Source organism: Streptomyces europaeiscabiei, from assembly GCF_036346855.1.
GTDB classification, from domain to species: domain Bacteria; phylum Actinomycetota; class Actinomycetes; order Streptomycetales; family Streptomycetaceae; genus Streptomyces; species Streptomyces europaeiscabiei.
Window position 1 is genome coordinate 10,231,000 of record NZ_CP107841.1, and the last position, 12,116, is coordinate 10,243,115.

At 71.5% G+C, this 12,116-nt stretch carries 11 protein-coding genes; 6 read left to right on the forward strand and 5 right to left on the reverse strand.

Going from position 1 to position 12,116, the window contains the following annotated elements:
* Positions 1-11: 11 nt before the first annotated feature.
* The 3 genes from OG858_RS44450 to OG858_RS44460 are packed head-to-tail and all read right to left on the reverse strand — an operon-like array spanning position 12 to position 3,363.
* Positions 12-1,358: an alanine racemase gene (locus OG858_RS44450; protein WP_319264688.1), complete on the reverse strand. Its 1,347-nt coding sequence runs from the start codon at positions 1,356-1,358 to the stop codon at positions 12-14.
* Positions 1,355-2,377, reverse strand: a complete 1,023-nt coding sequence (locus OG858_RS44455; RefSeq protein ID WP_328543816.1) for an ornithine cyclodeaminase family protein — start codon at positions 2,375-2,377, stop codon at positions 1,355-1,357. The genes OG858_RS44450 and OG858_RS44455 overlap by 4 nt, the downstream gene beginning before the upstream one ends.
* The gene (locus tag OG858_RS44460) at positions 2,374-3,363 is read right to left on the reverse strand and encodes a TauD/TfdA family dioxygenase (RefSeq protein WP_328543815.1); all 990 of its coding nucleotides are present in this window, start codon (positions 3,361-3,363) and stop codon (positions 2,374-2,376) included. The genes OG858_RS44455 and OG858_RS44460 overlap by 4 nt, the downstream gene beginning before the upstream one ends.
* A gap of 288 nt (positions 3,364-3,651) precedes the next feature.
* Between OG858_RS44460 and OG858_RS44465 the strand changes: the two genes are divergently transcribed.
* The 4 genes from OG858_RS44465 to OG858_RS44480 are packed head-to-tail and all read left to right on the forward strand — an operon-like array spanning position 3,652 to position 8,532.
* Complete coding sequence (locus OG858_RS44465; protein ID WP_319065865.1) at positions 3,652-5,205, forward strand: ABC transporter substrate-binding protein; 1,554 nt, start codon at positions 3,652-3,654, stop codon at positions 5,203-5,205.
* On the forward strand, positions 5,190-6,209 hold the full coding sequence (locus tag OG858_RS44470; RefSeq protein ID WP_408059461.1) for an ABC transporter permease: 1,020 nt from the start codon (positions 5,190-5,192) through the stop codon (positions 6,207-6,209). The genes OG858_RS44465 and OG858_RS44470 overlap by 16 nt, the downstream gene beginning before the upstream one ends.
* Positions 6,206-7,012, forward strand: a complete 807-nt coding sequence (locus OG858_RS44475; RefSeq protein WP_086746469.1) for an ABC transporter permease — start codon at positions 6,206-6,208, stop codon at positions 7,010-7,012. Before OG858_RS44470 ends, OG858_RS44475 begins: the two co-directional genes overlap by 4 nt.
* Positions 7,009-8,532, forward strand: coding sequence for an ABC transporter ATP-binding protein (locus tag OG858_RS44480; RefSeq protein ID WP_328543814.1), 1,524 nt, complete (start codon positions 7,009-7,011; stop codon positions 8,530-8,532). The genes OG858_RS44475 and OG858_RS44480 overlap by 4 nt, the downstream gene beginning before the upstream one ends.
* A gap of 120 nt (positions 8,533-8,652) precedes the next feature.
* Here the strand turns inward: OG858_RS44480 and OG858_RS44485 are convergent, their stop codons facing one another.
* A complete protein-coding gene (locus OG858_RS44485) occupies positions 8,653-9,351 on the reverse strand; it encodes a 2-phosphosulfolactate phosphatase (RefSeq protein WP_086746471.1) in 699 nt (232 codons plus the stop codon).
* 285 nt (positions 9,352-9,636) lie between these two features.
* Here OG858_RS44485 and OG858_RS44490 point away from each other — a divergent pair, with 285 nt between their 5' ends.
* Entirely contained in the window at positions 9,637-10,497 is an 861-nt protein-coding gene (locus tag OG858_RS44490; protein ID WP_319264545.1) for an oxygenase MpaB family protein, read from the forward strand.
* A 377-nt stretch (positions 10,498-10,874) separates the two neighbouring features.
* Here OG858_RS44490 and OG858_RS44495 read toward each other — a convergent pair whose 3' ends face one another.
* Complete coding sequence (locus OG858_RS44495) at positions 10,875-11,243, reverse strand: STAS domain-containing protein (RefSeq protein WP_328543813.1); 369 nt, start codon at positions 11,241-11,243, stop codon at positions 10,875-10,877.
* Between the two features lie 173 nt (positions 11,244-11,416).
* On the opposite strand from OG858_RS44495, the gene OG858_RS44500 reads away from it, so the two are divergent.
* Positions 11,417-11,896 (forward strand): ATP-binding protein, encoded by a 480-nt coding sequence (locus OG858_RS44500; RefSeq protein WP_086749897.1) that lies wholly within the window; start codon positions 11,417-11,419, stop codon positions 11,894-11,896.
* Positions 11,897-12,116: the final 220 nt, after the last annotated feature.

Consider the following 12,116-nt stretch of genomic DNA (forward strand, 5'->3'; position numbering starts at 1 on the left):
TCCTGGGCCTTTCAGTGGGGGTGGCGGTCGAGGTGCCAGCGGAAACGGGATCCCGAAGGCTCGACGACGACCTTCGGGGGCAGCGGAAGGTCGTGGAACGGTGACTCGTTGGAGTCCATCTGGTAGCCCGCCGTGTTGAGGTACACGAGCAGGTCACCGACGGCCGGCCGCACCGGGAAGGGGATCTTGCGCCAGGTCAGCATGTCCGACTCCAGGCAGGTCGCGGCCCCCACGCAGGCCGGGTACGGGCCCGCGTCGGCCATCGGACCCGTACCGGTCGGCACGAGCACCGGGTCGGGCAGGAACTCGCTGTCGAACCACTGCTCCGAGAGGCTGAGGCTGCTGCCGTCGACGGTGAGGACCGCGTATCCGTCCCGCTCCTTGACGCCCTGGATCCGGAACACCGTGAACCCGGCCTGATCCAGCAGGGCCCGGCCCGGTTCGACGAGCAGCGTGACACCGGCCGCGCGCAGCAGCCCGGCGAGGCTGGTGCCCTCGCCCGATCCGGTCGGGGTGGCCGCCAGGATCGTACGCAGGGCGTCGGCGCCGGCGACGGGGGAGTGGTACGGGTAGAAGCCCCCGAAGGACTTGCGCGCGTGGAAGTGTTCGGGGCGTCGGCTCTCCTCGAACCGCCGCCAGTCGTCGGGGCCGACGTAGTCCACTGCGAAGCCGCCGCCGATGCTGATCCGGTCGGCGCGCAGCCCGAGTGCGCGGGCACGTGTGCACTGGCCGATCAACTCGGCGGCCAGGTCGGTGCGTTGGCGTAGGTCGTAACCGGAGAGGTGGAAGCTGAAGCCCTCCATGTCGACGGGACCGGCGACACAGCGCCGCAGGGCCGACTCCAACTCGTCCTCGCCCAGACCGAAGCGGCTGTGCGGCTGCTCCGGGGGCAGCCTGCGCAGCACCACCCGTGCGGTGCGGCCGAGTTCGTCCGCGAGCGACAGGAGCCGGTCCAGTTCGTCGAGCGCGTCCACCGCGATCAGCGCCCCCTGGAGCACGGCGACGCGCAGCAGGTCGTCCGCCTTGGCCGGGCCCGTCACCACCAGGTCCTCGCCGCGCACCCCGGCGGCCAGCGCCTCACGCAGCTCCCCTTGGCTCGCCACGTCCACGCCCAGCCCGGCCACGGCAGCCCGCTGGGCGTAGACGGCAGCCTTGTTGGCCTTCTTCGCGTAGTACACCCGGCCTTCCGTGCCCGCCTCGGCGAACGCCTCCCGGAAGGCGGCCGCGTTGGCGTCGAAGCGCTCCGGGAAGAGCACGTGGTACGGGCCCCGGAGGCCGTGGCTCAGCTCGTGCAGCAGTGTGTCGCCCAGCAGGGAACGCACCTCGGGTGTGGTGTGCGAGGCGAGCGCCGTCGTCACTTCCACAGCGGCACCGCCGTGCCCAGCCCCTGGGCCAGGGCCAGTTGGGCGAACCGGTGTCCGAGGGCGATGTCCGTGACGACGAGCCCGCTGTTGTAGGCGAAGATGCGCTGCCCGGCATCCGTGCGGCCCTCGGCGCGACCGGCCAGCACATCAGGGAACTCGGCGTCCACATCGCGCAGTTCGCCGTTCTCGTCGGCCATGTCGACGCCGGTGACGCGCATCTGCGCGGCGCTGGTGGCGATCACCCGGTCGGCGCGGTGCAGGGTCGAGGGTGCGATGCCGTAGCCGATGAGGACGGACAGCGCGGCGGGCTTGAGCCACTCGGCGTCCACGGAGGCGGGGGTGTTGGGCCCGGCCGTGGCCAGCACGATGTCCGCCTCCTCGGCCGCCGCCCGCAGATCGGTCACGATCTCCGGCTCACGGTCGGGGAAGTACGTGTTCAGCTGTTCGCGCACCGCCCGGATGCCGTCCGGGTGCGTGCCGAAGAGCATCAGCCGCTCCAGGTCCGGCCGCGTGGTCAGCAGGAAGGGCAGCGCGAGCCGTCCCTGCGTACCGGTGCCTATGACCAGCGCGTTGCGGGCGCCGGGCACGGCCAGTTCGCGGGCCAGCAGCGCCGAGACCGCCGGGGTGCGCAGTGCGCCCACCCGGCCGCAGTCCAGCATCGCGACCGGCAGCCCGGTCTCGTCGTCGTACAGCGTCAACGTCGTGTAGTAGTGCTGCTTGTCGCGGTCCTCGTGCAGGCCGTACTTGTACGACGTCTTCACCGCGACGACCCCGCGCGCCCCGTCACGGCCGAGCATCGCGTACGCCACCGAGTGGCCGTCCTCCGGCTTGACGGTGAGCTTGCGCGGGTTGTCGGACCTGCCCTCGGCCAGCGTGCGGTACGCCTGCTCGACCACGGACACGACGTCGGACAGGGTGATGTCGATTCCGGCCACGTCGCTGGTGCTGAGGATGCGCAGGGTCGTGTCGTCGGACGCCATGGTGGTTCCTCCCGCGTTGTCGGTGTCGGTCATGCGTGGGCCTCCACGGCGGCCTGGCCGTAGCCGTGCTCCGACTCCTCGGCGGGAGGGCGCGTCCGGCGGCCCTTCGCTCGCACGGAGGAACGTTTCAGCCAACGGTCCGTGCCGTCGTAGCGCGCCCTGAAGGGGACCCGGCCGTGGACGACCAGGTCGTTGTCCACGACCAGGACCTCACCGGGTTCGAGGCTCACGGCCACGCTGACCCGGGCGAGTTCGTCCTCCAGGCGGGCGTAGGCCGCGCGGTGCTCGACGGGCGCCCGGTCCAGCGGCGTGTACGCGGGGTCGAAGCGCAGGGTCAGGCCTTCCTCCGACTCCCACAGGGTGGGCACCGCCGGTGGGTCCCCCTGGTACGCCTGGGCCTCCTCGTAGGCGTCGTCGGGGAGGATCGGCAGAACCGGTCGGCTGAGCAACTTCACGTCGGCGGCGGAAAGTTGGACGTTCCTGATGCCGGCGGCCGTGGTGGCGACGGAGTCCGGGTTGCGCATGCAGCCGAGGATCAGCAGATGGGCGCGGCCCGGATGGAAGGCGTCTTCCGTGTGCGGGCTGAGCAGCACGCTGCTGCTGGCTCCGGTCTGCTCCTCCTCGTGGCCTGCGCTCGGCACGATGTTGTGTACGAAACGGCCTTCCTGCTGCCCTTCCCAGGCGATGGGTGTGCCCATCACCGTCGACAGCAGGAGCAGGACCACGTCGTACACCGCTCCGGCGCTGCCGGCGGTCGACCAGTGGCCCGGGGTGGGACCCACCGCTTCGTCGTCGACGTGCAGACCGCGAAGCACGAACAGTCCGTCGGCGGTGTCGACGGGGCGGCAGGCGTGGCGTATCGGGTCGCTCAACGAGGCCGCGACAGTGGGGACTTCGGCCAGCAGGCCGGGATGTGTGGGGTCGCCGTCGTACGAGGTGAGGAGGGTGTGCGCGGCGGTGGTCAGCTCTGCGGCCGAGTCGCGGTCGAGCAGGCGTAAGGGGGTGGTTCCCGTGGGCATGGGGGATCCGTCCGTTCCAGTGCGGAGTGCGTGTGCGGGCGCGGTGCAGTGGTCTACGGGTGGGGCTGTGGACGGTCGGCGGGCATGGCGAAGAGGGCCGCCCGAGGTGGGCCACGTGATGCGGGTGCGGCTCCGGTCGACCTCCGGAAACATAGCCAGTCCACAGAAAACAGGGAAGGCTTACCTAAGTTGATCTAGATCACACCCCGCGCGGTCTTGTCACGCAGACGTCACACAGGGTAGGTAAGGCTAAGCAAACTCAGCCAACTGCGGGAAAACGAGGGACAAGTGCACCTGACGCGACGTCAACTGCTCTGGGCCGGCGGTGCCATCGGCGCGGGCGTCATGCTCACCGCCTGCGGTGGCGACGACGAGGCGCCCACCGGGTCCGCCACCGGTGACTCGGCCACAGCCCGCAAGGGCGGCACCCTGAGAGTCGGCGCCCTCGGCCGGGCCGGCGCCATCACCCGCGACCCGCACGGCAGTCAGGCCAACGAGAGCGACTACCTCATCATCAGCCTGCTCTACGACACCCTCACCGTCCCCGGCACCAAGCCCAACACCGAGCCCCGTCTCGCTGCGAGCTGGAAGCCCTCCGAGGACCTGAAGACCTGGCGGTTCACCCTCGCCAAGGGCGCCAAGTTCCACGACGGGACCCCGGTCACCGCCGAGGACGTCGTCTTCTCGCTGAAGCGGCTGCGCGCCACCCCGTCGGGAGCCTCCCGCCTGCCCGGCATCCAGGAGAAGAACATCACCGCCGAGGGCACCGACACCGTCGTCATCGTCTCCGACTACGCCAACGCCGAACTGCCCCTGTTGGCCCGCCTCACCACCTTCGTCATCCCCAAGGGCACCACCGACAAGGACATCGCCAAGGCCCCCGGCACGGGCCCCTTCAAGCTGGACTGGTTCCGCGGCGGCAACGCCCGCCTCGTCCGCAACGACGACTGGTACGGCGGCGAGGTCCACCTCGACGCCATCGAGGTCAAGATCTTCGAGAGCCCGCAGGCCATGGCGAGCGCCCTGCTCGCCGGCCAGATCGACCTCGCCTCCAACGTCGGGGCCGTCGCAGCCCGTACGGCGGAGAGCCGCAAGGACATCCAGGCCGTCCGCCGCCCCAACGACATGGCGATGCCCATCGTCATGCGCACCGCCGACGGCCCGTTCGCCGATCCCAAGGTCCGCGAGGCGCTGCGCCTCGCCGTCGACCGTGAGGCCATGGTCAAGCAGGTCCTCTCCGGCTACGGCACCGTCGCCAACGACGTCCTCGGCACGGGCGACCCCGCCTACGACAAGGGCCTTCCGCAGCGCACCCACGACCTCACCAAGGCCAAGGCACTGCTGAAGGAGGCCGAGTTCGACACCTCCAGGACCTACGAGCTGTACACCACCGAGGACATCTCCGGCCTCGCCGAGTCGGCCACCCTCTTCGCTACGCAGGTCCGCGAGGCCGGTGTCAAGGTGAAGGTCGTCAAGCAGGAATCGGCCACCTTCTGGGACAAGACCTGGCTCAAGGGCGACCTCTACACCACCTACTGGGGCACCAACGACTCCGTCGTCTTCTTCGCCAGCAAGACCATGGTCTCCGACAGCGGCACGAACGAGGCCGGCTGGAAGAACGACGACTTCGACGCGGCGTACGAGAAGGCCATCGGCACCCCCGACGCGAGCGAACGCACCCGACTGCTCAAGGAACTCCAGAAGATCGAGTACGACAGCTCCGGCTACCTGCTGTGGGGCATGGCCGACGGCATCGACCTCGCCGGGGCCAAGGTACGCGGGCTGCCGACACTGCCCGGGTACGGAAGGGTGCAGCTCGAAGGCGCGTGGCTGGCCAGTTGACCCCCGACACCACCGCGCCGGCCGCCTCCCGGGAAACCCCGGGCAGGCGGTCGGCGCGCTCCCCTGTCCTGCTCCTGGGCCGTGTGGGCATGGCGGTGCTGAAACGGGCGGTCCTGCTCGCGGTGCTCCTCGCCCTCGTCTTCGGCACCGTCGAACTGCTGCCCGGCGACGCCGCCACAGCCACCTCCGAACGCGGCGAGAGCGCCGCCGACCTCGCGGCGCGCCGCGAACTGCTCGGCCTGGACCGGCCGGTGCTCGAACGGTTCCGGGACTGGATGACCGGCCTGCCCACCGGCGACCTCGGCACCTCCGCACGCGGCGAAAAAGTCACCGACCTGCTCTCCAGCGCCTTCCCCAACACCCTGCTCCTCGGCGGCATCGCCCTGCTGCTCACCACGCTGCTGTCCCTCGCCCTGGGCTGCTGGGCGGCACTGCGCCCCGGCGGCCGTCTCGACCGGGCCGTCTCCGGCACGGCGACCGCCGTCCTCGCCCTGCCCGAGTTCGTCGTCGCCGTAGCCCTGGTCCTGGTGCTGTCCCTGTGGACCGGCTGGCTGCCCGCCGTCACCCTCACCGGCGCCGACGGCACCCCCGCCTCCTGGGACATGCTCGTGCTGCCCGCCCTCGCCCTGACCATCCCCCAGGCCGGCTGGAACATCCGGATCGTGCGCGCGGCCCTCGCCGACGAGGCCCGTGCCCCGCACGTGGAGACAGCCGTCCTCGACGGACTGCCGCCCCGCCGCGTCCTCACCCACCATGTGCTCCCCGGTGCCCTGCCCGCCATCGCCGCGGGCCTGGCCACCTCCACCGGCATGCTGCTGGGCGGCGCCGTCGTGGTGGAGACCATCTTCAACTACCCGGGCATCGGCTCCGTGCTGGCCTCCGCGGTCAGCGACCGCGACAGCCCGGTCATCGCCGGGGTCACGGCGCTCTCCGGCGCCGTCATCACCGCAGTGCTGCTCCTGGCCGACCTGGTCCGGGACCTGGCGACGGGAGTCCGACGGTGACCGTCAAAGCCGCCCTGCGGATCACCCCGGCCCTGCTCCTCATCGGCCTCGCCCTCCTCGGCCCCTGGATCGCCCCGCACGCCGTGGACGCACCGGTGACCGCTCCCTACGCGACCCCCGACTCCGCAGCGGTCCTCGGCGGCGACCAACTCGGCCGTGACGTCCTCAGCCGACTGCTGGCCGGCGGCCGCGACCTGGTCCTGTCGTCCCTGCTCGTCGCGGTCCTGGTCACCGGCACCGCCGCGGTGCTCGGCGCGATCGGCGCCGTACGACCCCTCGTCGGACGGCTCGTGGAACGCGCAGCCGACGTACTGATGCTGCTGCCTGCCGTGCTCGGCATCCTCCTCGTCACCCTGTCCTGGCCCGACGGCGGCCGCTTCGCCGTCATCGCAGCCGCCGTCGTCCTGGGCGTGCCGTACGCCGTCCGGCTCGCGGCGAGCGCGGCGACCCCCATCGCCGAGGCCGGATACGTCGAAGCGGCGGCCGCCGGCGGAGAGCGCCTCTGGTACCTGGTCGTCCGCGAGATCCTGCCCAACCTGCGCGCCACCCTGCTGGCCCTGTTCGGGCTGCGGTTCGTCGCCGCCGTCTACCTCGTCGCCACGGCCGGCTTCCTCCAGGTCGGCCCCCAACCACCCGCCGCCGACTGGGCGTTGATGATCCGCGAGAACTCCTCCGGCCTCCTCCTCAACCCCTGGTCCGTCGTCGCCCCCAGCATCGCCATCGGCCTGCTCGCCCTGAGCGTCAACCTCGCGGCCGCCACCCTCGCCCCCCAGACCGGCCGGAAGGCGGTGACCGTCCTGTGAGCCACACCCGCGACCGGTACGCGAAACCGGAGGGACTGCCGAGCGACACCCCCGCGATCCGGGTCGCGAACCTCACGGTGGCCACGCCCGACGGCCGACACCTGCTGGGGGACGCGTCCCTGACCGTCCACCCCGGCCGGCTCGTCGCCCTCACCGGCCCCTCGGGCGCAGGCAAGACCACCCTGCTGCGCGCGCTGACCGGCCTGCTGCCGCCCGGCACGACCCGCACCGGGGGCCAAGTGAACGTCCTCGGCCACGACGTCTTCGCCCTCACCGACCGGGAACTGCGCACTCTGCGCGGCATCCGACTCGCCTACGTCGGGCAGGACCCCGGCTCCGGCCTCAACCCCCGGATGCGTGTCCGCAGCCTGGTCCGCGAACTCGCGGCCGACCGCAGCCCCGAGACGGTGGCCGCGCTCCTCGCCGAGGTCCGCCTCCCGGACGACGGCCTCCTGGCTGCCCGCCGCCCCGGCGCCCTCTCCGGAGGACAGCAGCGCCGCGTTGCCCTCGCCCGGGCGCTGGCACGCCGCCCCGACGTCCTCCTCCTGGACGAGCCGACCGCGGGACTTCACCCCGAACTCCGGGACGAGATCGGCGAGTTGCTGCGCCACCTCGCCCGCGAACACCATCTGGCCGTCGCCTTCTCCTGTCACGACCCGGCCGTGGTCGAGCGCTTCGCGGACGACATCGTGGAACTCGGCACGCGACCGCCCCCGCCGAACCCCGCGCCCGCGATACCTGCCGCCGCCCCTTCGGCCCCGGAGCGCCGACCGGCCCTCGAAGTACGGAATCTGCACGTGGCGTTCCGCGGAACGCCCGCGCTCACCGGCGTCGACCTCACCGTCGCCCCCGGCTCCGCGGTCGGCATCGTGGGCGTCTCCGGCTCAGGCAAGACCACCCTGGTCCGGACCGCGGTAGGACTCCAGCGCAGCACCTCCGGCACGATCCACCTGTCCGGCGCCCTCTTGAGCACCGGCCTGCGCGGCCGGACGCGCGAACAGCGACGCGGACTGCAACTCGTCACGCAGAACCCCCTCGGCGCGCTGAACCCGAGCCGCACCGTCGGTGCCGCCGTGGGCCGCCCACTGCGGCTGCACCGCCGCCGCGCATCCAGGGAGGTCGGTGAACGAGTGGCCGACCTTCTGGAACAGGTCGGCCTGCCGCCCGCCTTCGCCGCCCGCTACCCGCACGAACTGTCCGGCGGACAGCGCCAGCGCGTCGCCATCGCGCGAGCGCTGGCCGCCGAGCCGGAGGTGCTGATGTGCGACGAGATCACCTCCGCGCTGGACCCCGACACGGGTCACGCGATCATGGACCTCCTTGCCGAGTTGCGCGAGCGGCATGGCACGACCCTCATCCTCATCAGTCACGACCTGCACCTCATCGCCGACCGCACGGACACCGTCGTCGTCCTGGAGGCGGGCCGTGTGGTGGAGTCCGGCCGCACGACCGACGTCTTCACCGCCGCGCAGCACGCGGCGACACAGTCACTGCTGGGTACGTCCGCGTCCGCGCCGTAGCCGCGACTGGGAGCCCGGCGATGCGGATACGGCCGCCAGTGACGATCCGCTGCATCGGCCGACTCCGCAATGCGCTGGGCGGGACCGTCCTTACAGGGTGCCATGCAGAGTTCCGGCAGGTCAGCGGAGACTGGACGGGAGGTCGGGCACCGTGACGGGACGGAGCACGGTGAGAGCCTCTTCCTGGCGAGCCATCATCGCAAAGGGGAACCTGTCGACTTCCAGGCAGAGTTCGACATCGTCCGGGTGGTATCCGCTGCGCAGCCCACCGGCAAGATCGGCCGCGGCCCGAGAATTCCTCGCGCGCCGGAGGTAGGGGGCCGCCTCGACATCGCCTCCGGCCATACATCGGCCGATGTATTCGGCGCAGGCCAGGTCCTCGTCGGCCTTGCCTCCCTCGCCGGTGACAACGAACGTCACCGGGCCGGAATCCTTGGTTCGCAGGAACCGCGCGGTCGGGCCGGCCACCACGAAGCTCGCGCACAGGACCAGCGGTGCGTTCGCGACGGCCAGCGCGCCCACGGTTCCTGCCGTCGTCTTCTGCACCAGCGTGCGGCCGGCGAAATCGCGTGACCTGAGCAGGCCGGGTGAGTTCACCGCGTCGAAGCCCGGCGCCGGAGCTCCGTCCTTCAAGGCCAGCCAACCCGAACGGCTCTCCTTCAAGGCAAGCGCCTCGCTCTCCGTCGAGGCCAGGACGATCCTCTCGACGCCACGCGAGAAGGCCCAGGCAGCCACGGTGAAGGCGCGCATGACGTCGATGACGACAGCAACACGGGGAACACCGGTCAACTCCGGGATGCCAACGAAGTGATGGTCCATCACACCATTCTGACGCCCCTGGATCATCTGCAGAAAACGATTTGATCAGGCTGCGGTCGGGGGACGGTCAGCGAGGCGCTTGTGGAGCGAGCCGGATCCCGTCCGATCGGACGCGGATGCGCACCGCGCGGGGTGCCGGTTCACGGGGAGGCGGGGGAAGGGCTCACGGATCCGGGGGCCGTCGCCGTCGGGCGCCGCACGCACTGTGCCGTCTGAACCGTGCTGTCGTGTCGGCGTCCGGGTGGGCATCGCGGACACTGGACAGCAGGAGAGGGGAGGCCGACCATGCTGACCGTAGTCCGTGAACAGCTGGGCGAAGCCCTGTTCCGCCGCGTCGCGGGCCCCGACGGGCCGGCGACGCGTACCCGCATCCATGACACCCCGGGCCCGCGCTGGTTCGGTCCGGACCGCCCGATCCGCACGGTTCACGGTGACGCCTCGATGTTCATCGGTGGGCTGAGCGCTCTGCTGCTGCAGTCCCTGCATCCGCTCGCCATGGCCGCGGTGGCCGGGCATTCCGGGTATCGCGGCGATCCCTGGGGCCGACTGCAGCGCACCAGCACTTTCCTGGCCGTGACGACCTACGGCACCGCCGCGGACGCCCAGCGGGCGGTCGACCACGTCCGTGGCATCCACGAGCGGATTCGAGGGACGACGGCCGAGGGCGTGCCGTACCACGCGGCCGATCCGCATCTGCTCGGCTGGGTGCACGCTGCCGAGACGGACAGTTTTCTGCGTGCCCACGAGCGCTTCGGAGCCCGCCCGCTGGACGACGCGGGCTACGACGCCTACGTGGCCGACACGGCGTGCGTCGCCGCGGCGCTGGGGGTGAGCGACCCACCGGGCGACCGCCGCGAGCTCTCCGCGCGCCTGACGGCCTACCGACACGAACTGAAGGCCTCGTCCGAGGCCCGGGCCGCCGCCCGCTTCCTGCTGTTCCAGCCTCCCCTGCCCCTCGCGGTACGGCCCTTCTACGGCGGGCTGGCCGCGAACGCCGTCGCGCTGCTCCCGCCCTGGGCCCGCAGCATGCTGCGGCTGCCCCGGGTACCGGTCGTCGAGAGTCTCGCCGTACGTCCCACCGGACAGGTCCTGACCCGGACCATCCGCTGGGCCATGACCCCACCTCGCCAGTCCCGTCCGACCTGAGCCCGACGTCGTGGTCAACCTCGCCACCTGCTCTGGCGCCGCGCCGCTTTCGCCGACCGGCACGGTGGCGACGTCGGCCTGTCGCTCTGGGTATACGCGCAGGCGTCAACGGGTGATCGGCGACGGCGGCCGCCACCGCCGTGCGGGGTCCGGGACCGCTGTGCCAACGGGCTCGTCCCCGCGCCGGACCGCCGACCGCCGCACGCCTGCCCCGTCTCTTCGCAGCGGCCGTGAACGCGCTGCCTGACCACCTGCGCTCGATCGCGGTGACGGTGGTCGGCTGGGCAGCTGCTGCCTCAGCGGCAGGTCAGGGCGAGGCTGTCGTGCGGCCGACGCTTACCGCCGGAGGACGACCCGAACCGGCCCGGGTGGTGCGGTCAGGGGTTCAGGGCCTGCTCGGTGGTGGGGTGGCACGGGATGAAGGTGTCGACGCCGACCAGTTGCAGGATCCGCAGGACGGACTCCTGCGGGGCGGCGATGCGCAGCCAGCCCTGCACGCCGCCTACCCGCCGCTGGGCGGCGACGAGGACGTTGATACCGCTGGAGTCCAAGAAGGTCACACCGCTGAGATCCACCACGATCCGCGGCGGCGGCACCTCACCCTCCTCGGGAAGCAGGGCTTCGCTGAGGATGTCCTTGACATCGTGGTCGATCTCGCCCCGCACCGTCACGACCCGGACGTCGTCGACCATGCGGTGTTCGACGGAGAGCCGGCCCGGCCGGTCCGCTTGCTCGATGGCGGTCACCGTCTCCTCAACTGCGTTTAGGCTGGCCCCGGGGCAGGGCATGCACGGATGATTCTGCCCCACTGCCCCGGCCGGACGCACCAGGGCGGCTGTGCCGGACGACACCGCCGTGGCATGGGTGACGGTATGGCGGGTACTGGCGTGCGCGTGTACGGGGAATGAGGGCGAGACACGTGGGGTCCGATGCTGACGGTGACGGCTGTACCGAGCCGGATGAGCACCTGATGCGGGCAGGTTATGCCCTGGGCGGAGACGACAGCTGTATCGCCGACGCCCGTCGCCACGCCATCGCCTTCCTCGACCAGGCCCGAACCGAGCGCCGTCTGCCCGTTTCCGCACGCGCGAGGGACCTCACGCAACTGGTCGTCAGCGAGCTGGTCACCAACGCCCGCAAGTACGCGCCCGGCCCTGTCCTGCTGGAACTGCGCATCACGACCGACATTGTCGAGATCGTCGTGTGGGACAGCGACCCCACCGTTCCCGCGGCCCGAGCCCCCGACCCGGACAGGATCGGCCAGCACGGCCTGGAGATCGTCAAGGCCGTCACCGAGGATCTGGCCGTCGAGCAGACGCCGGTCGGCAAACGCATCACGGCCCGCATCACCCTGTCCGACGCGCCCAGCAGCGACAGCGCGGCCCGCGGCTCGACGTAGGGCCCGGTTCGCGTGCTTGTCGCCGTGCAACGATCGGCGGCCACCGGACCGGCCACACCGGGTGCCGGCCTCTGAGGTTCGGACGTCCCCTCTCCCGGGCATCCAGTCGTTGCCTCTCTCATGGCCACCCTCCTGGTCAACGCCTCCCGCAGTGCCCGCGATCTTCAACCGCAACCCATTTCTGTCGCGCAACGTTGCCTGCTGGTAGTCCGGCACATGG